Raw genomic sequence first — 26,210 nt, forward strand, 5'->3', positions numbered from 1 at the left:
AAGGACAATGATGGCAACCCTCCGTACAGACCCCGAGCAGAATCGGCGCGTCCCAGCCCTGCGCTCGGTGGTGGTCGGAACCGGATCGTGCCTGCCCGCACGCGTGGTGACCAACGCCGCCCTGGCCGAGCAGGTGGACACCTCGGACGAGTGGATCGTCCAGCGGACCGGCATCCGCCAGCGGCACATCGCGGATTCCGACGAGACCACCTCGGTGCTCGGCACCCGGGCCGCCCGGGCCGCCCTGGACGATGCCGGCCTGACGGCGGACGACATCGACCTCGTCATCTGCGCGACCTCGACGCCGGACCACACCTTCCCGTCCACCGCGACCCAGATCCAGGCCGCGCTCGGCATCCACCAGGGCGCCGCCTTCGATCTGCAGGCCGTCTGCGCCGGCTTCGTGTTCGCGGTCTCGACCGCCGACAAGTTCCTGACCACCGGGTCGGCCCGCCGGGCGCTGGTGATCGGCGCCGAGACCTTCTCGCAGAATCGTCGATTGGGAGGACCGCACCACCTGCGTCCTGTTCGGCGACGGAGCCGGGGCGGTCGTGCTGGAGGCGCAGGAGGACGCGGACGGCCGCGGGGTCCTGAGCACCAGCCTGCGCTCGGACGGGCGGCACCGCGAGAAGCTCTACGTCGACGGCGGGCCCGGTTCGACCGGCACCACCGGGCGCCTGCGCATGGAGGGCCGCGACGTGTTCCGGTTCGCCGTCGGGCAGGTCACCGACGTGATCGTCGAGGCCTTCGCGCAGGCCGGCGTTACCGCAGACGAACTCGACTGGTTCGTGCCCCACCAAGCCAACCGCCGGATCATCGAGGCCTCGGCCGACAAGCTCGCCATCGCGCGGGAAAAGATCGTGCTGACCGTGGACCGCCACGGCAATACCTCGGCGGCCTCGATCCCGCTGGCCCTCGACGTGGCGCGCCGGGACGGGCGCATCCGCGCGGGCGACCTGGTGATGATCGAGGCGATCGGCGGCGGCTTCAGCTGGGGGGCCGCGCTGATCCGCTGGTGACGCGTCCGGAGACACGCCCGAAACAATTCGGTGCGCCGGCGCGGTTGACCGGGGGCGGAGCGCCGATTAGCGTGCCGGATCATAGGGATACGCCTTCAGCGTTCGGTGCGGCCATGGGTGCTGCGCCCTGCGCCATGGGGCGAGCGATGCGGGCGAGGGGACACGGCATGGCAGGCAAGACGGTGACGCGCGCCGACTTGAGCGAGGCCGTCTACCACCAGGTGGGCCTGTCGCGGACCGAGTCGGCCGCCCTCGCCGAGACCGTGCTGTCGGAGATCTGCACCTGCACTGGCGAGCGGCGAGACGGTGAAGCTGTCCTCCTTCGGCTCCTTCGTGGTGCGCAGCAAGGGCAAGCGCGTCGGCCGCAATCCCAAGACCGGGGTGGAGGTCGCGATTGAGCCCCGCCAGGTCATGGTGTTCAAGCCGTCGAACGTGCTCAAGGCCAAGATCAACGGCCTCAACGGTGCGGACCGGCACGACGACGATTGAGGCGGGAAGGGCCCGCGCAAGGCGTGTCGCGAGCGCGGTCCCGTCCCGGAGCGCGGCGGAATTCCTGCGCCGGTCAGGCTTGAGTACGGCTCTGCGAGCCGGCAAGATCGTGCCGTCTCCACGCGATCCGCACGACAGCCATGCCGCCAGCCCTCGCCGCCGAACAGACCGACGAACCGCCGGCCGGGACCGGCGAGAAGAGCGCCCACGCGTTCCGCACCATCAGTGAGGTCGCCGAGGAACTCGACGTGCCTCAGCACGTGCTGCGCTTCTGGGAGACCCGCTTCGGGCAGATCCGCCCCGTGAAGCGGGCCGGGGGACGGCGCTACTACCGCCCCCAGGATGTCGAGCTCGTCGCCGGCATCCGCCATCTCCTGCACGTGCGGCGCTACACGATCGCGGGGGCGCAGCGGGTGATCAAGGAGAACGGCATCCGTTTCGTCCAGGCGGTGGGCCGCGGCGAGGCCGTGCCGGCCGAACCGCTGTTTCCGGAGGCCGAGTCCGAGGCGGGCGCCCGAGCCGAGCCGCTCGGGGTTCCCGAACGCTCGGCCCTGGCGGATGCCCTGGAGGAGCTGCGCGCCTGCCGCGCCCTGCTCGACGGCCTGCGCGAGATGTCCGGCGCGGAGATCTGACCGGCACCGCAGATCCGCCGGACGCTCCGGTGCCGATCATACACGCGGCAGGCGAACTTTCCGGCAACAACTCGCGTTGTCGCCCGCATGGCCGTGCCCAAATCCAAGCTGTCGCCCAGCCAGGAGCTGATGGCCCGCATCATGCGGATCGTCCGCACCTGCCCGGAAGCGGCGTCCGAGGTCCTGGAACTGATGTTCCTCGTCAGCCAGATCGAGGCCGCCACCAACGTCGACCGAGAGTACCGCGACGCGAAGCGCGTGATCAGCCGCCTGCGCAACCCGCTCTGGGAGATGGGACCCAGCGATCGGGAGAAGCTGCTCTCGGCCGCGGAGGCGATCCGCCGCGTGTGCCGTCTCGCCGAGGACGAGATTCCCGCCACGCCGATCGCGGATGCCGGGGAGCGCGCGCAGGTCGAGGCGCGGCTCGCCGCCGCCCTGGCCGGAGAGCTCGACGCCGCGCAGATCGCCCGGGTCACGGGGATCGTGGCCGCGGCGCTGCAGAATTAAGCGACCGGCCGAGCCCTCGACGCTCGTGCGCGGCGTCCCCACATGCTCTCGACCGATGAACGGGGCACCGGGCGGCGGTTCCGGAGACAGGCCCCGGGTCGGCACCGGAGAGACGCTGCCATGATCGCCCTTCGTCCGTTCGCCACGCTCCTCGCGGGCAGTCTGGCCCTCGCCGGGCCGGCTCTCGCCCAGTCCACGGCGAACCGAACCAAGACGGTCGCGCCCGGCAAGTCGGTGCGGCTTGAGATCGCGCCCAATCTCAAGAAGGATTGTTCTCCTGGGCCAATGCCCGAGTTCAAGGTTTCCGGGCCGCCGAAGAACGGCTCCATCATCACCAAGGTCGGCAAGCTGAAGACCCCGGCGAGCTATCGCTGCCCCAACAAGGAGGCGGCGGTGCAGGCCCTGTTCTACCAGCCGAACAGCGGGTTCACCGGCTCCGACGAAGTGACCTTCGAGGTGAAGAGCTCCGACGGGCAAGTCCAGACGCAGACCGTGAAGATCACGGTCGGAACAGCGGCCGGCAAATCGGGCGACGAGTCCAAGAAAGAGGGCACGGATTTGTGAGCCGAGTGGGGGGTTCGCATGTCGGGTCCTGTTTTGCCGCCGTCAGCACGCGGTGTGAGACGGTGCGGAGTCTCGTCCGCGCCGGGCTCAGCGCGCGTGAGTGTTGCAAGCAATCGACATGCCGCGCACCATGCTCGCCGCACTGCGACAAAAGCGGGCCTGTCGGTTGCATCCAAGCCGAGACAGGATGAAGCTGTCACGGTCTGAGAGGGTTATCGAATGCCCATGCATGCGACGAACGACCTTTTCCAGAGCTTCGCCCGAGGGTACGAGGCCCGCCGCGACACGGAGATGACGCTCTCCGAGTACCTCGAGGCCTGTCGCGACGAGCCCCTGATGTACGCCTCGGCCGCCGAGCGCATCCTGGCGGCGATCGGCGAGCCCGAATTTGTGGATACATCCAAGGATCTGCGCCTCGGCCGGATCTTCATGAACCGGACGATCCGGACCTACCCGGCCTTCCGTGAGTTCTACGGGATGGAGGAGACGATCGAGCGGATCGTCTCGTTCTTCCGCCACGCCGCGCAGGGGTTGGAGGAGCGCAAGCAGATCCTCTACCTGCTCGGCCCGGTGGGCGGCGGTAAGTCGTCGCTGGCCGAGCGGCTGAAGCTCCTGATGGAGGTTCACCCCGTCTACGTACTCAAAGCTGGGGACGAGGTCTCGCCGGTTTTCGAGAGCCCGCTGGGCCTGTTCGACCCCGAGACGATGGGCGAGGAGATCCAGAAGCGCTACGGCATCCCGCGCCGGCGGCTGACCGGCCTGATGAGCCCCTGGGCACTGAAGCGCCTCGACGAGTTCAACGGCGACATCTCGCGCTTCAAGGTGATCAAGGTCCGGCCCTCGCGCCTGCGCCAGATCGCCATCGCCAAGACCGAGCCGGGCGACGAGAACAACCAGGACATCTCCTCGCTGGTGGGCAAGGTCGATATTCGCCGCCTGGAGACCCTGTCGCAGGCCGATCCCGACGCCTACTCGTACTCGGGCGGCCTGAACCGGGCGAACCAGGGCATCCTCGAATTCGCCGAGATGTTCAAGGCGCCGATCAAGATGCTGCACCCCCTGCTCACCGCGACGCAGGAGGGCAATTACGTCGGTACCGAGAATATCGGCGCGATCCCGTTCACCGGCGTGATCCTGGCCCACTCGAATGAGGCCGAGTGGCAGACGTTCAAGACCAACAAGAACAACGAGGCCTTCATCGACCGGATCTACGTGATCAAGGTCCCGTACTGCCTGCGCGTCACCGAAGAGCAGCACATCTACGAGAAGCTGATCTCCGGCTCGGAACTGTCCGACGCGGCCTGCGCACCCGGCACGCTGGAGATGCTGGCCCGGTTCTCGGTGCTCTCCCGCCTGCGCGAGCACGCCAATTCCAACGTCTTCTCGAAGATGCGGGTCTACGACGGCGAGAGCTTGCGCGAGGTCGATCCCCGCGCCCGCTCGATGCAGGAATACAAGGACACGGCCGGCGTCGACGAGGGCATGGACGGGATCTCCACCCGCTTCGCCTTCAAGGTGCTCGCCGCGACCTTCAACCACGACACCACCGAGGTCTCGGCCGATCCGGTGCACCTGATGTACGTGCTGGAGCAGTCGCTGCGCCGCGAGCAGCTCCCGCCCGAGACCGAGAAGAAGTACCTGGAATTCATCAAGACCGAGTTGGCCCCGCGCTACGCGGAATTCATCGGTCACGAGATCCAGAAGGCCTATCTCGAATCGTACCACGATTACGGGCAGAACCTGTTCGACCGGTACATCGACTATGCCGACGCCTGGATCGAGGACCAGGACTTCAAGGACGCCGAGACCGGTCAGCTCATGAACCGGGAGTTGCTGAATCAGGAGCTGACCAAGATCGAGAAGCCGGCGGGCATCGCCAACCCGAAGGACTTCCGCAACGAGGTCGTGAAGTTCGCCCTGCGCTCGCGCGCCCAGCACGGCGGCCGCAATCCGAGCTGGACCAGCTACGAGAAGCTGCGCGAGGTGATCGAGCGGCGGATGTTCTCCCAGGTGGAGGAGCTGCTGCCGGTGATCTCCTTCGGCTCCAAGAAGGACGGCGAGACTGAGAAGAAGCACGGCGAGTTCGTCGAGCGCATGGTCGCGCGCGGCTATACCGAGCGGCAGGTTCGCCGCTTGGTGGAATGGTACATGCGGGTGAAGCAGGCGGGCTGAAGCGCGGGGCGCCCGGCCGGGTCCAATCCGGCCGGGCTAGGTTTAAACCCTCCGCCGCCACAGTTTCGGACGACCGGCCGGTGAAGATCTCAGGCCAGTTGCGAAAGAGGGATCCATACCTCCGGTCGCAGCATGGTACGATAAAGGTCCGGACCCGGCCGGCACACGCGGACGAGGGTTTTCGCAGCGGATGCACATCGTCGACCGACGTTTGAACCCGGGCGGCAAGAGCCTCCCCAACCGCCAGCGCTTCCTGCGCCGTGTGAAGGACGTGGCTCAGCGTGCCGTGCGGGAATCCGCCCGCGAGAAGGACATCAAGGATCTCGGCAAGGACGGCCGGGTCAGCGTGCCGGCGGACGGCGTGCGCGAGCCGCGCTTCTCCCGCCAGCCCGGCACCGGCCTGCAGGACCACATCCTGCCCGGCAACAAGACCTACGTGGAGGGCGACACGATCGAGCGTCCGCCGGGCAGCGGTGGCGGGCGCGGCTCTGGAGAAGGCGGGGAGGGCGGCGAGAACAGCGAGGACGCGTTCCGCTTCGTGCTCACCCGCGAGGAGTTTCTGGAACTCTTCCTCGAAGACCTGGAACTGCCCGACCTCGCCAAGCGCCGCCTCGCGGTGGTGGAGACGGAGGGGCTGCGCCGGGCGGGCTACACGGTGACGGGTTCGCCGGCGAACCTCGCGCTCACCCGCACCCTGCGCAACTCGATGTCGCGGCGGATCGCCCTCAAGCGCCCGAAGCCCGAGGAGGTCGCGGCCCTGGAAGCGCGGCTCGACGCCCTGCCGGAGGGCGACCCGGAGCGGCCGGAGCTGGAGCAGGCGCTCCTGAAGCTGCGCGAGCGCGCGAAGCGCATCCCCTACGTCGACCCGATCGACCTACGGTTCCGCCGATTCGAGCCCTATCCGCGGCCGATCGCGCAAGCGGTGATGTTCTGCCTGATGGACGTGTCCGGCTCGATGACCGAGCACATGAAGGACCTCGCCAAAAGGTTCTACATCCTGCTGCACATCTTCCTGACGCGCCGCTACCGGCACGTCGAGATCGTGTTCATCCGCCACACCGATCGGGCGACCGAGGTGGACGAGGAGACGTTCTTCGGCTCCCGCGAGACCGGCGGCACGTTGGTCTCGTCCGCGCTGGTCGAGATGAAGCGCGTCATCGCCGAGCGCTACGATCCCAACGACTGGAACATCTACGCCGCCCAGGCCTCCGACGGCGACAACGTCTCCTCCGACGGGCCGACCTCGACGGAGCTGCTGCGGTCGCACATCCTGCCGGCCTGCCAGCACTTCGCCTATCTGGAGGTCGGCGACGAGAACGGCCCGCGCGCCGGCTTCGTCGAGCACCGCACCACCCTGTGGCGGACCTACGAGGCGATCGCCAAGGCCGGCGGGCCGATCGCGATGCGCAAGGTCAACCATCGGCGGGAGATCTACCCGGTGTTCCGCGAGCTGTTCGGCCGCAAGGACGCGCGGGCGGAGGCGGAGGGGTGAGTTTGTCCCTCCCCCTGTGGGGAGGGATAGGGGTGGGGGTGGTTCAGGTCTGATCGCCGCGGTGCCTTCTGCACCACCCCCGCCCCTGGCCCTCCCCACAGGGGGAGGGGAGGATGTGATGAGGGTTTCATGGTGACCAGCCTGAGCCGATCCACGGTCCGTGCGCCGGCCGTCAAGGTCGATAAACCCCTGTTCACCGGCAACGACTGGGATTTCGACACGATCCGGCGGATTCACGACGCCTGCGAGGCGGTGGCCGGGCCGCAGCTCGGCCTGTCCTGGTATCCGAACCAGATCGAGATCATCACGGCCGAGCAGATGCTCGACGCCTATGCGTCGATCGGCATGCCGCTGTTCTACAAGCACTGGTCGTTCGGCAAGCACTTCGCCCAGCACGAGGCCGGCTACCGCCGAGGCCTGATGGGGCTCGCCTACGAGATCGTCATCAACTCCGACCCGTGCATCTCCTACGTGATGGAGGAGAACACGGCGACCATGCAGACGCTGGTCATCGCCCACGCCGCGTTCGGCCACAACCACTTCTTCAAGAACAACTATCTGTTCCGGCAGTGGACCGATGCCGAGGGCATCCTCGACTACCTCGACTTCGCCAAGGGCTTTATCAGCCGCTGCGAGGAGCGCTACGGCCACCGGCGGTGGAGCAGGTGCTCGACGCCGCCCACGCGCTGATGAGCCAGGGTGTCCATCGCTACCCGCGCAAGAAGCGGCCGGACCTCGCCTCCGAGCAGCGGCGGGAGCGCGAGCGGATCGAGCACGGCGAGCAGATCTACAACGACCTCTGGCGGACCCTGCCGCAGAAGATCGGCACGGCGCGGCCGGATGCGGCCGCCGAGCGGCGCAAGGCGCTGCTCGAACTGCCGCAGGAGAATATCCTGTACTTCCTAGAGAAGGCCGCGCCCCGTCTACGCCCCTGGCAGCGGGAGATCCTGCGCATCGTCCGCTTGGTGGCCCAGTATTTCTACCCGCAGCGCCAGACCAAGGTGATGAACGAGGGCTGCGCCACCTACTGCCACTACCGGATCATGAACGCCCTGTCGGAATCCGGACAGATCACCGAGGCGGCCTATCTCGAGTTCCTGCAGTCGCACACCAACGTCATCCGGCAGCCGAACTACGACGACCGCTCCTACGGCGGCCACAATCCCTACGCGATCGGCTTCGCGATGATGCAGGACATCGCCCGCATCACCGAGCAGCCGACCGAGGAGGATCGGGAGTGGTTCCCCGACATCGCCGGCACCGGCGACGCCATGGCGGTGCTGCGCGATTGCTGGGAGAATTACCGGGACGAGAGCTTCATCCAGCAGTTCCTGTCGCCCAAGCTGATGCGCGACCTGCGCCTGTTCCACGTGGTCGGCGACCCCGAGGAGCCGGAACTGCGGGTGGAGGCGATCCACGACGAGCGCGGCTACCGCAAGCTGCGCCGGGCCTTCGCCCGCCAGTACGACGTGGCGTGGCTCGACCCGGATATCGAGGTGGTGGATGTGGATCTTGAGGGCGACCGGCGCCTGATCCTGCACCACAAGGCGATCAACAAGATCACCCTCCAGAAGGACGATGCCAAGCGCGTGCTGCAGCACCTCGCCGACCTCTGGGGCTACGACGTGGTGCTCAAGGAGGTCGAGCCGGCCACCGGCACGGTGCTTGGCGAGATCACCGCCAGTGCGCGGCCGATCTTTTTCTGATGGGCGCTGCGGGAGGAATTCTCCCACCCGCTTCCCCGTCCTGATGCGGCGTCCGGTCAAAGCCCTCGATGGAGGCAGCCCTCTATCATCGCGAGCGCAGCGAAGTGACCCAGGGTTGCGCGACATCCGTGAACGTAGCGCCGACTGGATTGCTTCGCTCCGCTCGCAAAGACGACATCGGCGGATCGACTGTGATTTTCCGATGAGGAAGGCGGTTCGAAAGGCCTCGTGATTGCCTTGACGGTACCGCCGTGCTGCATGAGGCGATGACCGCCACGACCCTTACCCTCGCCGAGACCAGCGACTTCCTCGACCGCGAATTCCCGCAGATGCAGGCGGGCGGGCGCGCCTACCATCTCGAGGCTGTGGGACCGCTCTCCGCGCGGATGCGGCTGGAGGCCCACGAGCGCTTCCTGCGCCCCGGCGCGACCGTGTCGGGGCCGGCCATGATGGCGCTCGCCGACTACGCCCTCTATGCGGCGATCCTCGCCAATATCGGCCCGGTGGCGCTCGCCGTGACGACGGGCCTGAGCTTCAACTTCCTGCGCAAGCCCGCCTCGGGGGATCTCGTTGCGGAATGCCGGCTGCTCAAGCTCGGCCGGCGGCTCGCCGTCGGTGAGGTGCTGATCACCGCCGCCGGCAGCCCGGACCTCGTCTGCCACGCCACCGGCACCTACTCGATCCCGCCGCGCTGATGAGACCCTGCGCTCGCAAGGACGCCCGGATCAGCCGGCCCGCGCCTCGCTGAGCCGGGCGGCGTAGCGGGCGATCAGGTCGACCTCCAGGTTGAGCCGATCCCCTGCGCGCCGCTCGCCCCAGGTGGTGACCTGGAGGGTGTGGGGGATCAGCAGAACCGAGAACAGGTCGTCCTGAACCGAATTCACCGTGAGCGAGGTGCCGTCGAGGCAGACCGAGCCCTTCTCGGCGATGAACTTGGCCAGTTCGAAGGCGCCCGCAGGGTGAAGCGCTCGCTGGCACCCCAGGCGTCGGCCGTGACGGACTCGCGTTCCACGATCTCGGCGAGGCCATCGACGTGGCCGGTGACCAGATGGCCGCCGAGCTCGTCGCCGATCTTCAGCGAGCGTTCGAGGTTGACCCGCGTGCCCGCAACCCAGGAGCCCACAGTGGTGCGCGCCAGGGTTTCGGCGGCGGCGTCCACCGCGAAGACGCAGCCGCCCTCGGCCGGCTCCACCGACACCGCCGTGAGGCACGGGCCCGCGCAGGCGATCGAGGCGCCGAGCGCGATCGTCGCCGGGTCGTAGGAGGCGCGGATCGCGATCCGGCGCAGGTCGCCCTCGCCCGCGATCGAGACAACCGTGCCGATGGCGCTGACCAACCCCGTGAACATCGCTTACGTCCTGTTGCGTTCGTAGGTCACGGCCGCGTCGGGCCCGAGCTGCGACCGCTCGGCCTCGCGGAAGCGGTCGCTCGCCAGCGCCTCCGCCAGCACCGGCCCCAGCGCCGGCAGGCCGCCCGCTGGCCCCAGTTCCACCGGCCCGGTGACCAGCGTGCAGGCATCGATCAGATCGGCCCGCGCCAGCGCCTCCGCAAGGCGGGGGCCGCCCTCGCTGCACAGGCGCGTCAGGCCACGCTCGCCGAGATGCGCCAAAGCTGCCGGGAGATCGATCCCGCCGGCCGCGTCCGCCGGCACGGCCGCGACCTCGACGCCCAGGGCCTCCAGGGCGCGCCGCGCATGCGCCGGGGCCGAGCGGGTGGTGAGCACCAGGGTCGGCGTGTCGCGGGCCGTCCGGGCGAGCACGCTGGCCGGGGACAGCCGCAGATGCGTGTCGAGGACGATCCGCAGGGGCGAGCGGGCCGCCAGCCCCGGCAGCCGCACGGTCAGCGACGGGTCGTCGGCGCGGGCGGTGCCGATGCCGATCAGGATCGCGTCCGCATGGGCCCGCCAGAGATGGACCGCCCCGTCCGCCACCGGCCCGGTGATGCGCAGGCGCTCCGGCCCGGCGGCCGCGCAGAAGCCGTCGCGGGTGCGGGCGAGCTTCAGGTGCAGGGCCGGCCGGCCGCGGGTCACCCGGGTGATGTGGCCGACATGGTCGCGCGCCGCCGCGTCCCGCAACAGCCCGGTCTCGACCCTGACGCCGCCGGCCCGCAGCAAGGCGTGGCCGCGGCCCGCCACGCGCGGGTCCGGATCCTCGATCGCGCTGACCACCCGGGCGATCCCCGAAGCCAGGATCGCGTCGGTGCAGGGCGGCGTGCGGCCGTGATGCGAGCACGGCTCCAGGGTGACGTAGAGGGTTGCGCCGCGGGCGGCGTCGCCCGCGGCGGCGAGCGCCAGAGGCTCGCCGTGCGGGCGCCCGCCCGGTGCCGTCGCCCCCGTCCCGAGGATCCGCCCCGTCCCGGGCGCGACCAAGACGGCGCCGACCGACGGGTTCGGCCAGGTGGTGCCGAGCCCGCGTCGGCCCAGCGCCAGGGCGAGGCGCATGAAGTTCGTGTCGTCGCTCATGAGCGGCCGGCGCGGCGGCGTCCCGAAGCTTCGGGCTCCGGCTCGACCTCAGGCTCGGGCGCGACCGCCGGCATCAGGGTGCCGTCGCTCAGCGTGCCGAGCAGGTCCTCGAAGTCCTTGGCCTCGCGGAAATTCTTGTAGACCGAGGCGAAGCGCACGTAGGCGACGTCGCCGAGACCTTTGAGCCCCGCCATTACCAGCTCGCCGATCGCCTCGGAGGTCACCTCCGGCTCGCCCGCGCTCTCGAGCTGCCGGGTGATGCCGCTGACCAGCCGCTCGATCCGCTCGGGATCGACGGCGCGCTTGCGCAGAGCCACGTCGATCGAGCGCTGGAGCTTGTCCCGGTCGAAGGGGACGCGCTTGCCGGAGCGCTTGAGCACCACGACCTCGCGCAGCTGCACCCGCTCGAAGGTTGTGAAGCGGCCGGCGCAATCGGGGCAGACCCGGCGGCGCCGGATCGCGGCGCCGTCCTCGGAGGGCCGCGAGTCCTTCACCTGGGTCTCGGAGCCGCCGCAATAAGGACACCGCATGGGTTTCGCACTCGGGCATGGAAACGGCCGCGGACCGGTTGGGTCCGCGGCCGTTTCCTAATCCACTCGGGGGCGGGCCGGAAGGCCGCCCCGCTCGGGCCCCGCTTGGGCCTCAGCCGTAGATCGGGAACCGATCCGTCAGCGCATGGACGCGGCGCTTGACGTCGGCCTCGACCGCGCTGTCACCCGCCTCGCCCTTGGCGGTGAGCCCGTCCAGCACCTCGGCGATGAAGCCGCCGATCTGCTTGAACTCGGCGACACCGAAGCCGCGGGAGGTGCCGGCCGGGGTGCCGAGCCGGATGCCCGACGTGATGGTCGGCTTCTGCGGGTCGAACGGCACGCCGTTCTTGTTGCAGGTGATGTCGGCCCGCGACAGCGCGGCTTCCGCCGCCTTGCCGGTCAGGCCCTTCCGCTGCAGGTCGACCAGCATCAGGTGGTTGTCGGTGCCGCCCGAAGTGATGTCGTAGCCGCCCGAGATCAGCGTGTCGGCGAGCGCCTTGGCGTTCTCGACCACCTGGCGGGCGTAGATCTTGAACTCGGGCTTGAGCGCCTCGCCGAAGGCCACGGCCTTGCCGGCGATGACGTGCATCAGCGGGCCGCCCTGAAGGCCGGGGAAGATCGCCGAGTTGAACTTCTTGGCGAGCGCCTCGTCGTTCGTCAGGATCATGCCGCCGCGCGGGCCGCGGAGCGTCTTGTGGGTCGTGGTGGTGACCACATGGGCGTGCGGGAACGGCGACGGATGCACGCCCGCCGCGATCAGCCCGGCGAAGTGGGCGGCGTCGACCATGAAGTAGGCGCCGACCGAGTCGGCGATCTCGCGGAACTTGGCGAAGTCCCAATGGCGCGGGTAGCCCGAGCCGCCGGCGATGATCACCTTCGGCTTGTGCTCCTGCGCGAGCTGGGCGACCTGCTCCATGTCGATCCGCTGGTCGTCACGGCGCACCGTGTAGGAGACCGGCTTGAACCACTTGCCCGAGACGTTCGGCGGCGCGCCGTGCGTCAGGTGGCCGCCGGCCGCGAGGTCGAGGCCGAGGAAGGTGTCGCCGGGCTGCATCAGCGCCAGGAACACGCCCTGGTTGGCCTGGGAGCCCGAATTCGGCTGCACGTTGGCGAAGCCGCAATCGAACAGGCGCTTGGCGCGCTCGATGGCGAGGTCCTCGGCGATGTCCACGAACTGGCAGCCGCCGTAATAGCGCCGGCCCGGATAGCCCTCGGCGTACTTGTTGGTCAGCACCGAGCCCTGCGCCTCCAGCACGGCGCGGGAGACGATGTTCTCCGAGGCGATCAGCTCGATCTCGTGCTGCTGACGGCCGAGCTCCTTGGCCACCGCCTCGGCGATCTCGGGATCGGCCTCGGTCAGCGGGGCGGCGAAGAAGCTGTTGGAGAAGTGCTTGTCGGCGGCGGTACCGGCGCTCATGGTCAGCCTCTGTTCTGGTAGGGGCGATGCCCGGCCTTTCGTCGGCGTGCACGGGCGGGCGTTGAAGGTCGGATTCCTACACGCGCGACGCGTTCAGGCCAAGCACAGGCATTTTGGGCGCGCACAAAGAATAATTTGTCGCAGGTTGGGTTTGTCCGGACCGTCGGATGCTCCGGACTGCCGTGGACGGGTGCATGCCGGCAACCTGGCAAAGCCGCGAGGTCGGGTTCGAGTGCTCGGTCATTCCCCTTTCTGACCTGACGGAAACTTACCCGGAGATCGATTTCGGGGGCATGGGCTTGCGTCTATGCGTTCTACGTCTCCATGTTTCCGGGCTGCGCCGGTGCCTGGATGGGGCCGCCTGCGTGAACCGATTGGGCGGCATCGCCTTCGATCCGCAGGAGGGCAGCTTGATCGCTGCCGAGGATGCGATCCGCTCCGCCCACGAAGCCTTGACCAGCCTCGTGCGGGAAGAGGCTCCATCCGGCGGCGCTCCGGCCGGCTGAGGCCGATCTCCAGATCTCTGTCAGCCCTGCGCCGAGAGGTTCGTCTCGATCAGCACGGTCTCGGTCTCGAACATGGCGGCATGCCAGGCCCCGGCGGGGAAGTGGAACACGCTGCCGGCGGAGAACGGCTTGCGGCCCTGCTCGGTCTCTAGGACGCCCGACCCCGAGATGACTTGCACGAACTGCTCGTGCGCGTGGCTGTGGCGCGCGGCCGAGGTGCCCGCCGGCACCACCACGCGCACGAGGCTCGCGCCCGCGCCCGGAATCGTGCGCTTGGCTACGCCGTTCTCGGCGACGCTTTCCGCGCACGCGGCCCAGGCGGTCAGGTGGTCGGTCATCGTCGGATCTCCTGCGCGGCAGGACATGCCGTCCGAACCCATCGGGTCAACGGCATCCTGAGGCCGCGTCCCCGCGTCAACCGGCCCCGCCGGACGGCCGACCACGCCGGGGCTTGGGCGCCGCCGGATCGGGGGATGGGGAAGAGGGTGGGCCCCCTTGAGGCGCCGCGCCGGCCGTCGCGCCGGTCGAGGGCCAGAAGGTCTCGAACAGCTCCTGCATCGCCCGGATGTTGTTTCCCTGGACCTCCGCGCCGGTGCGCAGCATCTGGTGGAGCATGTCGGAGCCGGCCTCGCCCGCCTTGATCTCGGGAGGCTTGGGGGCTGGCTTCGGAGCGGGCGCCGCCGCCGTGGGCAGGAATGCCTTCGCCATCTCGGTCCAGGCCGGGCCGAACGGGAAGGGCACGGGCGGGGGTGGCGCGCTCGGCTGGGCGTGGACGGGGGCGGCCTGCGGCTGGTTGAGCATCACGTGGACGATGCTCGCCACCACGGCGCCCGCCATCATCGGCAGCATCTGGCGCAGGACCTGGGCGCCGACGCCGCTCGTGGCCGAGGCCTGTTGCAGCACGGCCTGCATGAGCTGCGCCGAGCCGAACATCTGGCCGAGCGCCTCGAGCCCCTGCGGTGCCGCGGGCCGGGCCGCCTCGGGCAGGCCGAACATCCGGGTGAAGCTGCTCGGGTCCATGCCGACGCTGCGCTGGAGGCCGAGCGTCAGGGCCGGCATCAGCGCCTCGAAGGCGCGGGCCGTCTGCTCGGTCGTCAGACCGAATTGCTGGGCCATGGCCTGAAGCCCGGCCTCGCCCTGCGCCTGGAACATCTCGAGCGGGTTGAACATGAGGCCTCGATCCTGACCCGGTCGGACCGGCCGGGACAGGGCATCGTGACCGTTTGCGCAGGGAAATACCAGTTCTGACCCGCGAAACCTGTGTCCGGCCCCCGCGCCCTCAGCTCAACGGCTCGGGATGGGCGTGGCCCGGCGGCAGCGGCGCCGCCCGCTGGGACGCCTCTGCCGCGCTTTGAGGTTCGCGCCGGCGCGGGCCGCCCCCTCCAGCCGATCGACCGTGCGGCGGGCGAGCAGGATGCCGAGCACCCCGAAGACCAGCGAGCCGAGCCCCATGCCGGCCACCACGCCCCGGGGTCCGAAGAGCGACGCGCCGAGCATCGCGGGCGGGATGGTGCCGAGCGTCGCCCGCCCCCAGTTCAGCAGCGTCGAGCGCAAGGGAAAGCCGAGATTGTTGAAGGCGGCATTGCCGAGGAACAGCAGCCCGTTGAAGAACCAGATCGCGCCGCCGACGAGGCAGAAGAAGCCGAACAGCTCGGCGGCGACCCCGTGCAGGCCGAACAGGGCGGCCAGCCAGCCGCGGGCGAGCGCCAGGATGAGCCAGACCACCGTCACGTAGGCCAGCGTCACCCGGACCGAATCCCGCAGGACGCCGCGCATCCGGTCGAACCGGCCCGCGCCCCAGTTCTGCGCCAGGATCGGGCCGATCGCGCCCGAGAGAGCGAACAGGCCGCCGAAGGCCACCGGCGTCAGGCGATCGATCACCGAGGCGGCCGCGACCGCGTCGGCCCCGTAGCCGGCAAAGAGGCGTGCCAGGAAGGCGCTCGCCACCGACGGCGCGAGGTTGGTGAGGATGGCCGGTCCCGCGACCGTCGACAGGGCGGCGGCATCGGAGGGCAGGCCGGTGAGGCGCAGCCGCCCGAGGAGCCCGTGGCCGGCAACGCCGCGGATCCCGACCGCAACGAAGGTGGCGCGCGCCACGCAGACCGTGATCGCCGCGCCCTCAACGCCGAGGCCGGCCCCGAAGATCAGCAGCGGATCGAGGAAGGCCGTGATCACGGCACCCGCCAGGGTGACCAGCATCGCCTGCCGGGCCTCGCCGACCGCGCGCAGCAGGCCGGTGAACAGCATTCCGGCGGCGAGCAGCACGTTCGACGGCAGGGTGATGTGCAGGAACAGGCGCGCGACGCTCAGGGCCTCGCCGCTGGCGCCGATCAGGGCCAGGAGCGGGTCGGCGAGCGCGGCGATCAGCACCGCGATCAGGGCGGAGACGAGGCTGCCGAGTGCCAGCGCGGACGTCGCGAAGCGGCGCGCCGCCACCGGGTCGCGCGCGCCGACCGCCTTTCCGACCAGCGCCCCGGCGGCGATCATCAGGCCGATATTCACCGCCGTGGCGAAGAACTGCACGATCCCCGCGAAGCCGACCGCGGCCGTCAGGTTCGGGTCGCCGAGCCGCGAGACGTAGAACAGCGACAGCAGGTCGACGACGAAGATCGCCATCAGCCCGACCGAACCCGTGGCGGCCATCACGATCACGTGCCGGAGGATCGAGCCGGTGACGAAGCGGCCCGTCCCGGCCGCAGGGGGCCCGTCAGACATCCGCGCCGTCACGCATCCCGGGCGCTGCCCTCGGACTCCAGTTCCGTGTCCGGATCGCCCTCGGCGTCCGCACCATCGGTCTCCTGCGGGGCGAGGGCGGGTTTCTCCAGGAGCCGCTCGGCCGCCTCGCGCCGGTCGCTGCCCACGAGGTCGCGAGTCTCGGTGCTGAGGGCCCGGGCGGGCCGCACGGGGACGGTCAGCGGCTCGGGCTTGAGGCCGGCCGCGGCCCCGCGCATCCAGCTGGACCCGTCCGGCAGGGCGCCGGCCTGTTGCAGCACGAGGCGGGCGATGTCGCGCTTGCGCACATCGTCGGCCCGCGCCGCGGCCGCCTCCGGCGACAGCCCGAGGCCCTCCAGGGCCGCCCGACCGAAGGCGAGGGCGGATTCGGAGGTCTCGCGGATCTGGTAATCCACGTCCCGGTTCATCAGCTCGACCGCGTGCAGGCGATCATAGGCGCGCACGAAGGTGCGCACGCTGGAGAATTCCTCGTGCACGATGTCGACGATCTTGAGGGCGCCCTCGCGGTCGCCGACGCAGATGCAGACCAGCTCGACCCGTCCGATCCCGGCGGCCCGGAGCACGTCGAGCCGCGTGCCGTCGCCGTAATAGATGCGGAAGCCGAAGCGCGTGGCGGCGCGCAACTGCTCCACGTCCTTGTCGATCACCGTGACGGGGATGCCCTCGGCCAGCAACACCTGCGTCAGCACCTGCCCGAACCGCCCGAAGCCGATCACCAGCACCCGGGCGTCGCCGCTCTCGGCGAATTCGGAGGCGGGCTCCTCCATGTCGTGCGTGGTCCGCGCGTTGCGCCGCTCGATCAGCTTGTCGAGGCCCTTCGCGGCGATCGGCCCGATCAGCATGGTCAGCGCGGCCAGCGCCACCGCGAAGCGCGTCGCCTTGGCGCCGGTGAGCCCGAGTTCCTCGGCCTGCGGCAGAAGCACGAAGGCGAACTCGCCCGCGGGCGCCAGAACGGCGGCGCCTCGCAAAGCTCCGAGCGTGTCCGAGCCGAACAGCCGGAACAGGCCCGCCACCAGCGCGACCTTGACGAGGATCGCCGCCAGCGTCGCGCCGAACAGGGCCGGCCAGACCTCGCGCACGAGGGCGCCGTCGATCGACATGCCGACGCTCATGAAGAACAGGCCGAGCAGCATGCCGCGGAACGGCTCGATGTCGGCCTCGAGTTGGTGGCGGAAGTTCGACTCGGCGAGCAGGATGCCGGCGAGGAACGCGCCCATGGCCATCGACAGGCCGACCTGCTCCATCAGCAGCGCCGTGCCGAGCACCACCAGCAGGGCCGCGGCGGTCATCACCTCGCGGGCGCCGCTCGCGGCCAGCAGCCGGAAGAACGGGTTGAGGCCGTAGCGGCCGACCAGCACCACCGTGAGGATCGCGGCGAGCGCCTTGCCGGTCGAGGCGGCGGCCTCGCCGAGCCACGACGCGTCGGTCGCCTCGCCCGCCGAGGCCAGCAGCGGCATCAGCGCCAGGATGCCCACCACCGACAGATCCTGGAACAGCAGCACCGCGAAGGCGCGGCCGCCATAGGCGCTGCCGAGGTCGCCCCGCTCCTCCAGGAGTTGCAGCGCCACCGCGGTAGCCGAGAGTGCGAGGGCGAGGCCGATCACCGCGGCGGCGCCGAGAGCGAGGCCCGCCAGCACGCCGGCACCGCCCAGCACCAGCGCGCAGACCACGAGCTGCGCGGTGCCCAGCCCGAAGATGTCGCGGCGCATCGAGACGAGCTGCGACAGGTGCAGTTCCAGGCCGACGATGAACAGCAGCAGCACCACGCCGATCTCGGCGACGCTGGCGGCGGTGTCCGGCTCGGCGATCAGCGACAGGCCGGACGGCCCGATCAGCACGCCGGCCACGAGGTAGCCGAGCACGGCGCTCTGGCCGATCAGCCGGAACACCGGGACGCCGATCACGGCCGCCGACAGGAAGGTCAGGACCGGCGGCAGGAAGCTCGCATGTTCGACGGGGCTCGCCATGAAGATCGTCCTGGCGGTTCTTCTAAGCTTCGCGCGCGTGGAGCACCCGCTTAGCGCGCGCGGCGCCGCGATGCGAGCCGTGCGCGGGTGCCGTTCGGCACCAACGGGGCTTCTGCGTGCCGCGCGATCAGCCCAGAAGGCGCGGGCGGGCCGGCCGCGAGCCGTCGATGAACTCGAATCCGCCGGCTGCGCTCAGCATGTGCAGGCGCGAGCCGGGCCAGGCGGCCCCGGGCTCGAGGCGGGTCTCGACCTGCTGCGCGTAGCCGCCCTCGCCGAGGCGCAGGATCCGGGCCAAGCCGAGGGCCGCGCCGTAGCCGCCGCGGCAATCCTGGACCGGCCGGATCAGGGCGCCGTCCCGTTCCACGATCGCGCCGGCCGCGCGGGCCGAGCCGACATCGATCAGCACCGGGTTGCGCCGGTGCGGGATCCAGGGACCGCGGAAATCCAGCGCGTGCCAGAGATGCAGGGTGTCGGAGTAGCTGCCTCCGCCGGCCCGGACCGTGGCGAACAGCCACCAGCGGCCGCCATGATGCAGCAGGGTCGCGTCGCTCGCCACGACGCCGTCCACCAGAACCCGCTCGTGGACCCAGCCGCGCGGGAAGGCGGTGGCCCGGTAGAGGTCGATCGTCCCTGAGGCGTGGGATTCCGGGATCATCCAGACCTGCCCGTCCGCCTCGAACACAAAAGGGTAGGAGAGGTGGGTTTCGAGTTCCAGGACCGGCTCCGGCCGCCCCTGCGGGCCGTCGGCCGCGAAGCGCACCGCCGAGATCACCCCCTTGCCGCGGCGATAGTCGAACTCCTCGACGAACAGAGTCACGTCCCCGTCCCGGGCGATGGCGAAGGGGTCGGCATAGAAGCGGCGCCCGTCGTCGGGCAGGTCGATCCAGCCACCCTCCGGGTGACGGCGCAGGTCGATGAGGTCGGGGCCTGCGAGCCGGCGCCAGCCGACCCGCCATTGCGGGCGGTGGAAGCAGAGTGCGTAGAGCCTGCGGGCGACCTGCCGGGCGAGCCCTTCGGCGGCGCGCCGGCCGACCCCGAGGCCGCCGAGGTCGAAGGGACTGCCGGGCTGCAGCGGCGCCTCGGTCCCGTCGGGAAGCCGGGTCGCGCGGGCGCCGTCGAGGGCGGCCACGATCAGCGTGATGGTCCGCGCGAGGTAATCCTCGAAGGCGGCCAGCATCACCGTATGCGATTCCGCGCCGAGGCGCCCGACCGCCACCGGCGCGCCGTCCGGGCCGCGCAGGGCCGCCACCGGCGCGCGCTTGCCGAACAGGGCGGCGAGAAGGCCCGCCTCGCCCGGCACCCCGTCGAAATCGAGCCGCCACGTCGCGGCGCGGGCCGGATCCGCGGGGGCTTCCGAGAGGTCGAGGACGATCTCGCCGTCGGCTGCTCCGGGGCCGGCCTCGTAGGACGCGAGGGCGACCGGCTCGGCCGCGGTCGCCGTGCCCGGTCGCGGCAACCCGTGGATCGCGGCCTCGAGCCGGAACAGCAGCTCTGCGTTCGGCGGCAGGCTGCCCGCATCCTCGGTCCAGGCGATCCGGATCCGGCGGTCGGGCCGCTGCCCGAGCTGATCGAGGAGGCGGATGTGCCAGCCGCGCAGGGACCTGCGGTTGAGCCGCACGGTGACCATCCGCACGACGGGGCAGGATTCAGGGATCCGCGTCTCCGGATGGGCCGGAGCCCGGCCGCCGCCGGCTTGAGGCCGATCCGTGCCGCCGATCGTCCGCTCCATCAGCAGGGAAGCCTCGCCCCCGACAGGCCGGTTTTCGTAACGATATTCACGGCGACCGGGATCCTGAAAGCGCCCGCCGACAGCGCCGATACGGTCGCTGCAGGCTCCAAATCTGTTGCTCGACGGTACGATCAAGCAAGAGAGGCTGGGAGTCTACCGGTACAAGCCTGCCATGCGGACGGATTTCTGCTGACATCATCGAAAAGGGTCGGGTTTTCTCCGCTCTGGTAAATCCCCGTTACAGCAGCGTGATACCGTGTCGCGCGGTCGTCGGCGCCCAGCCCGGGAACCCCCGTTCGGCTTGGCCGTTCGCTATCGAAGACGTGATGTGGAGACACGACATGATGCGCAAGACGCTGGCGGTGCCGTTCGCGGCGATGCTCCTCGCCGCCGTCCCGGGTGCGGCCTTCGCCTTCGGGGGTGGCGGCGGCGGTGGCGACAGCGGCAGCGGGCTCTCGCCCTACGCAGCGCTCAGCGGCAATGACCGCTCGGCGGGGGTCAACAACGGCAATTACCGCGATCCCGCCCTCGACCCGTACATCCGGGCCTACGATCCGGAGGCCGCGGCCCGCTACGACGCCCCGCCGGCCGCCCAGCCGCGCCTGCGCATGCGGCCGTATTACGGCTACCCGTATTGAGGCGCTTCTGACGGATCCCGCCGGGTCCTCCCGCGAGGGCCCGGCATCCCTGGCTCTCAGGAACGCTCGGTCTTGGTCGCGGTCCGGACGCGCTTGAGCGTCCATTGGCCGCCCGACGGCTTGCAGCCGGTGCCGCGCACGAACCGGCTCCGGCCCGGCGCGACGACCGAGGCGAGGAAGTTGCGGCAGATCAGGTCCTCGGCGACGTAGGGTAGTCCGGTCGGGTTGACGGTCCCGTGCAGGCCGGTCTCGGGGTTGTCCCACTTCACCGGACGGCCGTTGCCCTGCGGGTCCAGCGCGACGCCCAAGGCCGCGCGGGCGCGGCGCCAATCCTCCTCGGCGAGATCGTCCCCGAAGCTCATCGGGCGCTTCTCGATGCTGCCGGTGACGACGGGCTCCTCGACCACCCGCGGCGCCTCGGCGACCTCGCCGCGGAACACGAGCAGCGGCTGGCTGCATCCGCACAGCGCGACCGTCAACGACAGGGCCGACAGGGACGCGACGATGTGCGACCGCCGGCTCGGCTCTTTACACGCGCATCGCCGCATTACACCTGACTCACGACGGGCTTTCCGCTCGACCGAACATGCCGATGTCGGTGCCCCCTCAGGCCCCTGGACGCGGCAGGCAGGAGTCTTGGCGTGGATCAGTTAAGGACCGATGACCCGAAGCGTGCGGACTTCACGCTGAGCGAAGATCCGGTCGCGCTGTTCGCCGCCTGGATGAAGGAGGCCGAGGCCGCCGAGCCCGAGGATCCGAACGCGATGGCGCTCGCCACCGCCGGGTCCGACGGGCTGCCGGACGTGCGCATGGTGTTGCTGAAGGACTTCGATGCGCGCGGCTTCGTGTTCTACACCAACACCCAGTCCACCAAGGGCGCGGAGCTGGCCGAGAATCCCCAGGCCGCGCTGGTGCTGCACTGGAAGAGCCTGCGCCGGCAAGTGCGGGCCCGAGGCCCGATCGAACCAGTGACGCCGGAGGAGGCGGACGCCTATTTCCAGAGCCGCCGCCGCGAGAGCCGGCTCGGCGCCATCGCCAGCCAGCAATCGCGCCCGCTCGCCGACCGCGACACCTTGATGAGCGCCGTGGCGGCGTTGTCGGAGCGCTACGGGGACGGTCCGATCCCGCGGCCAGCGCACTGGACCGGCTTCCGCATCGCGCCGGTGAGCATCGAGTTCTGGCAGAACGGCGATTTCCGCCTGCACGACCGGGTCCGCTTCACCCGGACGGGTGAGGGCTGGAGCCGCGCGCGGCTGTATCCGTAGCCGCGTAATCCCGGGGCCGCGGAGCGGAGCCCGGGATCCAGACCCGCCGAGGCGGGACGGCTTGGCACCGGCAGAGGCTCTGGATTGCCCGCCTCTGGCGTGCCCCTCCCGGTCCGGGCTCGCCTGCAGCGCCCCGGCGTGACGGCGCTGACCATACCCGTTGGGTCTGGCAGTCGTGGCAAAAGAAAGCTCACGTGCCTCGGGCAGCACGTTGCGGGCCTGGCGCGGGCTGGGTTGTTTCGCTTCGCTCGCAAAGATGGCCAACGGCGATCGGTCTGAACGCAAAAGAGCCCCGGCAGGGCCGGGGCTCTCGATGGCGTGGAGCGGTGCGACGAGGCTCAGGCCTCCTCGCCGTCCTTCTTCTCGTCCTCGGCGGACTCCTCGGCCTTGTCGTCGGCGGCCTCGGCCGACTGCGCCTCGGCGATGGCGGCCTCCTCGGCCTCCACCTCGGCGCCCAGCACGGTCGGCGGCACGATGTTGGCCACCGGGTCGGTGGGCTCACCGGTATGGGTGCCGGCCGGGATCTTGATGTCGGAGACGTGGATCACGTCGCCGATCTGGCGGCCGGTCAGGTCGACCTCGATGGCATCCGGGATCTGGTCCGGGGCGACGTCGAGGGTCAGCGTGTGGGCCACGATGTTGAGCGTGCCGCCGAGCTTCTTGATGCCGGGGGCCGCGTCCTCGTTGACGAAGTGCACCGGCACCTCGACCGTGACGGTCTGGCCCGAGACGACGCGCAGGAAGTCGACGTGAAGCGGCACGCCGCTGACCGGGTCGAGCTGGAAGTCGCGCGGGATCGCGCGGACCTTCGTGCCGCCGGCATTGATCTCGAACAGCGTGGTCTTGAAGCCGCCGGCGTAGATCAGGGTGCGGGTGCGGATGAGGTCGACCGCGATGGATTGCGGCGGCTGGCCGCCCCCGTAGATGACGGCGGGAACTTGGCCCTGGCGACGAACGGCCCGGGCGGCCCCCTTGCCGACCCGGTCGCGTGCCACGGCCTCAAGCGTCTTCACAGCGCTCATGGCGTGATCCTTTACGATTGCTGGAGCCGGAACGCGAAAAAGCCGCCCGATGCGGACGGCTCACGACCTTCCCGGCGCGCCCCTGCCTCCAAGGGTGTCTCGGGGGCGCGCGGTGCGCATACACGGATGGGGCCGGATTGGCAATGTCGGGGCGCGCCGCAAACCCGTGGCAGCCCGGCCGTGTGGCATCGATCACATGCCGGCCAGCGCCCGCCGCGCCCGGCGCTTCTGCAGCCACAGGGTCAGGCCGAGCGCGGTCCCGATCACCAGCGCCGAGACGGCCGTGGTGACCGTGCCGAGGGCGTAGATCTCCGGCGTCGTCACCGTGGTGGTCAGGCCCTGCAGTTCCAGCGGCAGGGTGTTGCGGCCGCCGATCGCCTGGCTGGTGCGGGCGAGCTCGTCGAACGACAGGGTGAAGCCGAACAGGGCGACGCCGACGAGCGCGGGCGCGAGGATCGGCACGACCACATGACGGAGCGTCTGCGGCCCGCTGGCGCCGAGATCGCGGGCGGCCTCTTCGTAGGCCGGGTCGAACCGGTTGAACACCGCGAACATGATCAGCAGGCCGAAGGGTAGCGTCCAGGTGAGATGCGCGCCCAGCGCCGAGCTGTAGAGGCCCATCAGCGTGCCGTGGTCCTGCAGGAATCCCCAGCCGGTGGCGGCGGCCAGCGCCTTGATGCCGTCGTCGAGGAGCCGGAATTCCAGGCCGATGCCCAGCGAGACCACGATCGAGGGCACGATCAGGCTCGACACCGCCAGGGCGAAGACGAGGCCGGCCCCGCGAAACCCCTTCCGGAAGGCGAGGCCGGCGTAGAACGCGATTCCCACGGTGAGCGCCATGACCACGAGGCCGAGGGCCAGCGAGCGCCGCAGCGCCGCCCAGATGTCGGCGACGCCGACGCCTTCCCACAGCTTGGCGAACCAGTGGGTCGAGACGCCGTTCATCGGGAAGGTCAGGCCGCCGGACGGGCCCTGGAAGCTGAGCGCCAGGATCGTCAGCGTCGGCCCGTAGAGGAACAGGACGTAGAGGGCGAAGACCGCCGCCAGCAGGTAGAAGGCGCGGCCGCGGGGCTGATCCATCGCTACAGCTCCCGCCGGAGATCGATCATCCGGGTGAGCCCCAGGATCATCAGCAGCACGGCGGCGAGCAGCACCACGGCGTTGGCGGCGGCGGCCGGGAATTGCAGGTAGGACATCTGTACCTGGATCACCTTGCCGACGCTGGCGATCTGCTGGCCACCCATGACGCCCACGGTGACGAAGTCGCCCATCACCAGCGTGGTCACGAAGATCGTCCCGATGGCGATGCCGGGCTTGGCGAGCGGCAGGATCACGTTCCAGAGGATCTGCGCGCCGGACGCGCCGCCGTCGCGCGCCGCCTCGATCAGCCGCCGGTCGATCCGGGCGAGGCTGTTGAAGATCGGCACGATCATGAACACCGTGTCGAGGTGCACGAAGGCCAGGACCACCGCGAAGTCGGAGTAGAGCAGGCCCTCGATCGGCTGCCGGATCAACCCGAGGGTGCGGAGCGTGTCGTTGACGAGGCCGTTGCGGCCGAGCAGCGGGATCCACGAGATCATGCGGATCACGTTCGAGGTCCAGAACGGGATCGTGCAGAGCAGGAACAGGCCCATCCGCACCGTGCCGGAGCGGATGTGGAAGGCCAGGAAGTAGGCGATCGCGAAACCGAGCGGCAGGGTGATCGCCAGCGTCAGCACGACGAACTTCACCGTCGAGAGATAGGTGCGCACCGTGGTGCAGAGGTCGGCCGACAGGCAGCCGTCGAACACGTCGGCGTAGTTCTGCAGGGTGAGCGCCGGGATGATCTCGTACTCGTTGTACTCCCAGAGCGAGACGATCCCGGTGAGCACCAGCGGCACCACTAGGAAGACGAGGAAGACGAGGGCCAGCGGCGCGGCCTGGAGATAGGCGAGGGCGCGACGGGGCCGAAAGGGCGCGACGCGACTCTCCTCCCCCTTGTGGGGAGGAGCCGGAGGTGGGGGTGGTGCAGGATCGAGCGGTGCGGTGCCGTCTGCACCACCCCCACCCCTGCCCCTCCCCACAGGGGGAGGGGAAAGGTGAGCCCGCTCACGCCGCGATGAACTCGTTCCACTTGCGCACCATGTAGGTGTTCTCATCCATCACGGCGTTCCAGCAGGCGACCGCGCCCATCCGCGCGTCGAAGGAGCCGCCGTCGCGGGTGGCGCCGGCCTTCTCGATCAGGGTGCCGTCGGGGCCGAGGATGTCCTTCTCGGCGGGCTTGCCCTCCATCCAGAAGGCCCACTCGTAGGGCTGCATGTTCGCCTGGGCGGTCTCCAGCACCGCCGAGTAGTAGCCCTGCCGGTTGAGGTAGGCCCCGGCCCAGCCGGACAGGAACCAGTTGATGAAATCGTAGGCGGCGTCGAGCTTCTTACCGCTCAGGGTCTTGGGGATGCCGAAGCCCGAGGCCCAGGCCCGGTAGCCCTCCTTCAGCGGCTGGTAGGTGCAGGGCACGCCCTGCGCGCGCACCTTGGTGACGGCGGGCGACCACATCGATTGGATCACGGTCTCGCCCGAGGCCATCAGGTTCACGGATTCGTTGAAGTCCTGCCAGAAGGCCCGGAACTGGCCAGCGCGCTTGGCCTCGATCAGCACCTTGATGGTGCGGTCGATCTCGGGCTTCGTCATGTTGCCCTTGTCGCCGTAGGTGTAGTCGCCGGTGGCTTCCACCACCATGGCGGCGTCCATGATGCCGATCGACGGGATGTTGAGGATCGAGGCCTTGCCCTTGAAGGCCGGGTTCAGGAGCTCCTTCCAGCTCGTGACGGGCACCTTGATCAGGTCCGGCCGGATGCCCAGCGTGTCGGCGTTGTAGACGGTCGGGATTAGCGAGATCCACTGAGTCTGTTCGCCGGCAAATTTTTTCGAGTCCTGGCCCTCCAGGTAGAAGACCTTGCGGGGCGCCGTGCCCTGGTCGCCGATCTTCTTGCCGGCCACTTCCCCCTTGGTGAAGACGGAAGAAATCTTGTCGGCGAGCTTGATCCGCTTGGCGTCCATGCCCTGCAGGTTGCCGGAGGGCAGGATCTTCTTGAGGCTGAAATACTCGGTGTCGATCAGGTCGAAGGAGTTCGGCTGGGTGATCGCCCGCTTGGTCACCTCGTCGGTCACCACCGGGATGTACTCGATGGTGATGCCGAGATCCTCCTTCACCTTCTTGGCGATGTCGGCAGACTGGTTCACCGCGGTACCGAGGTAGCGCAGGGTCACGGGCTCGGCGGCGTGCACCGCCGGGAAGCCGGTCACCGGCGTTGCGGCCAGCGCGGCCGCCCCCTTCAGGAGCGTGCGCCGGCTCGGCTTCTGGGGCAGGTCCATGGTCGTCTCC

Annotated in this window: 22 protein-coding genes and 4 pseudogenes; 12 read left to right on the top strand and 14 right to left on the bottom strand. The window is 69.9% G+C overall.

The window, feature by feature from the left end; translation table 11 throughout:
• Nucleotides 1-10 precede the first annotated feature (10 nt).
• From M6G65_RS28215 to M6G65_RS28255, 9 genes and pseudogenes are all read left to right on the top strand, one after another.
• Nucleotides 11-1,019 (top strand): annotated as a pseudogene (locus tag M6G65_RS28215) (beta-ketoacyl-ACP synthase III).
• Between the two features lie 167 nt (nt 1,020-1,186).
• Nucleotides 1,187-1,508: pseudogene (locus tag M6G65_RS28220) on the top strand (integration host factor subunit alpha).
• A gap of 140 nt (nt 1,509-1,648) precedes the next feature.
• A complete protein-coding gene (locus M6G65_RS28225; protein ID WP_238194588.1) occupies nt 1,649-2,140 on the top strand; it encodes a MerR family transcriptional regulator in 492 nt (163 codons plus the stop codon).
• An 87-nt stretch (nt 2,141-2,227) separates the two neighbouring features.
• Complete coding sequence (locus tag M6G65_RS28230) at nt 2,228-2,647, top strand: hypothetical protein (protein ID WP_238194589.1); 420 nt, start codon at nt 2,228-2,230, stop codon at nt 2,645-2,647.
• Nucleotides 2,648-2,767: 120 nt separating this feature from the next.
• Nucleotides 2,768-3,211 carry a cadherin-like domain-containing protein gene (locus M6G65_RS28235; RefSeq protein WP_238194590.1) on the top strand — a complete coding sequence of 148 codons (444 nt, stop codon included), beginning with the start codon at nt 2,768-2,770 and terminating at the stop codon, nt 3,209-3,211.
• 219 nt (nt 3,212-3,430) lie between these two features.
• Nucleotides 3,431-5,383: a PrkA family serine protein kinase gene (locus M6G65_RS28240; RefSeq protein WP_250103154.1), complete on the top strand. Its 1,953-nt coding sequence runs from the start codon at nt 3,431-3,433 to the stop codon at nt 5,381-5,383.
• 190 nt (nt 5,384-5,573) lie between these two features.
• Nucleotides 5,574-6,875, top strand: a complete 1,302-nt coding sequence (locus tag M6G65_RS28245) for a YeaH/YhbH family protein (protein WP_238194592.1) — start codon at nt 5,574-5,576, stop codon at nt 6,873-6,875.
• A 129-nt stretch (nt 6,876-7,004) separates the two neighbouring features.
• Nucleotides 7,005-8,581 (top strand): annotated as a pseudogene (locus M6G65_RS28250) (SpoVR family protein).
• Nucleotides 8,582-8,847: 266 nt separating this feature from the next.
• Nucleotides 8,848-9,276 carry a PaaI family thioesterase gene (locus tag M6G65_RS28255; RefSeq protein ID WP_238194594.1) on the top strand — a complete coding sequence of 143 codons (429 nt, stop codon included), beginning with the start codon at nt 8,848-8,850 and terminating at the stop codon, nt 9,274-9,276.
• A 30-nt stretch (nt 9,277-9,306) separates the two neighbouring features.
• Here the strand turns inward: M6G65_RS28255 and M6G65_RS28260 are convergent.
• From M6G65_RS28260 to glyA, 4 genes and pseudogenes are all read right to left on the bottom strand, one after another.
• A pseudogene (locus tag M6G65_RS28260) lies at nt 9,307-9,929 on the bottom strand (riboflavin synthase).
• Between the two features lie 3 nt (nt 9,930-9,932).
• Nucleotides 9,933-11,042 carry a bifunctional diaminohydroxyphosphoribosylaminopyrimidine deaminase/5-amino-6-(5-phosphoribosylamino)uracil reductase RibD gene (ribD, locus tag M6G65_RS28265; protein WP_238194596.1) on the bottom strand — a complete coding sequence of 370 codons (1,110 nt, stop codon included), beginning with the start codon at nt 11,040-11,042 and terminating at the stop codon, nt 9,933-9,935.
• Entirely contained in the window at nt 11,039-11,572 is a 534-nt protein-coding gene (nrdR, locus tag M6G65_RS28270) for a transcriptional regulator NrdR (protein ID WP_250103155.1), read from the bottom strand. The genes ribD and nrdR overlap by 4 nt, the downstream gene beginning before the upstream one ends.
• 112 nt (nt 11,573-11,684) lie before the next feature.
• Nucleotides 11,685-12,989, bottom strand: coding sequence for a serine hydroxymethyltransferase (glyA, locus tag M6G65_RS28275; RefSeq protein WP_250103156.1), 1,305 nt, complete (start codon nt 12,987-12,989; stop codon nt 11,685-11,687).
• Between the two features lie 194 nt (nt 12,990-13,183).
• On the opposite strand from glyA, the gene M6G65_RS28280 reads away from it, so the two are divergent.
• Nucleotides 13,184-13,495, top strand: coding sequence for a hypothetical protein (locus tag M6G65_RS28280; RefSeq protein ID WP_238194598.1), 312 nt, complete (start codon nt 13,184-13,186; stop codon nt 13,493-13,495).
• Between the two features lie 20 nt (nt 13,496-13,515).
• Here the strand turns inward: M6G65_RS28280 and M6G65_RS28285 are convergent, their stop codons facing one another.
• From M6G65_RS28285 to M6G65_RS28305, 5 genes are all read right to left on the bottom strand, one after another.
• The gene (locus M6G65_RS28285) at nt 13,516-13,833 is read right to left on the bottom strand and encodes a cupin domain-containing protein (protein ID WP_238194599.1); all 318 of its coding nucleotides are present in this window, start codon (nt 13,831-13,833) and stop codon (nt 13,516-13,518) included.
• Between the two features lie 76 nt (nt 13,834-13,909).
• The gene (locus M6G65_RS28290; RefSeq protein ID WP_238194600.1) at nt 13,910-14,665 is read right to left on the bottom strand and encodes a DUF937 domain-containing protein; all 756 of its coding nucleotides are present in this window, start codon (nt 14,663-14,665) and stop codon (nt 13,910-13,912) included.
• 114 nt (nt 14,666-14,779) lie between these two features.
• Complete coding sequence (locus M6G65_RS28295; RefSeq protein WP_379010391.1) at nt 14,780-16,210, bottom strand: MATE family efflux transporter; 1,431 nt, start codon at nt 16,208-16,210, stop codon at nt 14,780-14,782.
• A gap of 8 nt (nt 16,211-16,218) precedes the next feature.
• Nucleotides 16,219-18,195 carry a monovalent cation:proton antiporter-2 (CPA2) family protein gene (locus tag M6G65_RS28300; RefSeq protein WP_250103157.1) on the bottom strand — a complete coding sequence of 659 codons (1,977 nt, stop codon included), beginning with the start codon at nt 18,193-18,195 and terminating at the stop codon, nt 16,219-16,221.
• A 127-nt stretch (nt 18,196-18,322) separates the two neighbouring features.
• Nucleotides 18,323-19,924 carry a glucosamine inositolphosphorylceramide transferase family protein gene (locus M6G65_RS28305; RefSeq protein ID WP_250103158.1) on the bottom strand — a complete coding sequence of 534 codons (1,602 nt, stop codon included), beginning with the start codon at nt 19,922-19,924 and terminating at the stop codon, nt 18,323-18,325.
• 341 nt (nt 19,925-20,265) lie between these two features.
• Here M6G65_RS28305 and M6G65_RS28310 point away from each other — a divergent pair, with 341 nt between their 5' ends.
• On the top strand, nt 20,266-20,562 hold the full coding sequence (locus tag M6G65_RS28310) for a hypothetical protein (RefSeq protein WP_238194604.1): 297 nt from the start codon (nt 20,266-20,268) through the stop codon (nt 20,560-20,562).
• Between the two features lie 56 nt (nt 20,563-20,618).
• Here M6G65_RS28310 and M6G65_RS28315 read toward each other — a convergent pair whose 3' ends face one another.
• Nucleotides 20,619-21,110 carry an RT0821/Lpp0805 family surface protein gene (locus tag M6G65_RS28315; RefSeq protein WP_192706140.1) on the bottom strand — a complete coding sequence of 164 codons (492 nt, stop codon included), beginning with the start codon at nt 21,108-21,110 and terminating at the stop codon, nt 20,619-20,621.
• Nucleotides 21,111-21,203: 93 nt separating this feature from the next.
• On the opposite strand from M6G65_RS28315, the gene pdxH reads away from it, so the two are divergent.
• A complete protein-coding gene (gene pdxH, locus M6G65_RS28320) occupies nt 21,204-21,827 on the top strand; it encodes a pyridoxamine 5'-phosphate oxidase (protein WP_192706141.1) in 624 nt (207 codons plus the stop codon).
• 338 nt (nt 21,828-22,165) lie between these two features.
• Here pdxH and M6G65_RS28325 read toward each other — a convergent pair whose 3' ends face one another.
• From M6G65_RS28325 to M6G65_RS28340, 4 genes are all read right to left on the bottom strand, one after another.
• Nucleotides 22,166-22,849, bottom strand: coding sequence for a 50S ribosomal protein L25/general stress protein Ctc (locus tag M6G65_RS28325; RefSeq protein ID WP_238194605.1), 684 nt, complete (start codon nt 22,847-22,849; stop codon nt 22,166-22,168).
• Nucleotides 22,850-23,041: 192 nt separating this feature from the next.
• On the bottom strand, nt 23,042-23,929 hold the full coding sequence (locus M6G65_RS28330) for an ABC transporter permease (protein WP_250103159.1): 888 nt from the start codon (nt 23,927-23,929) through the stop codon (nt 23,042-23,044).
• Nucleotides 23,930-23,931: 2 nt separating this feature from the next.
• On the bottom strand, nt 23,932-24,912 hold the full coding sequence (locus tag M6G65_RS28335) for an ABC transporter permease (RefSeq protein WP_379010397.1): 981 nt from the start codon (nt 24,910-24,912) through the stop codon (nt 23,932-23,934).
• A gap of 25 nt (nt 24,913-24,937) precedes the next feature.
• Nucleotides 24,938-26,200, bottom strand: coding sequence for an ABC transporter substrate-binding protein (locus M6G65_RS28340; RefSeq protein ID WP_238194608.1), 1,263 nt, complete (start codon nt 26,198-26,200; stop codon nt 24,938-24,940).
• Nucleotides 26,201-26,210: the final 10 nt, after the last annotated feature.

The sequence above is a fragment of the Methylobacterium tardum genome (assembly GCF_023546765.1).
GTDB classification, from domain to species: Bacteria; Pseudomonadota; Alphaproteobacteria; order Rhizobiales; family Beijerinckiaceae; genus Methylobacterium; species Methylobacterium tardum.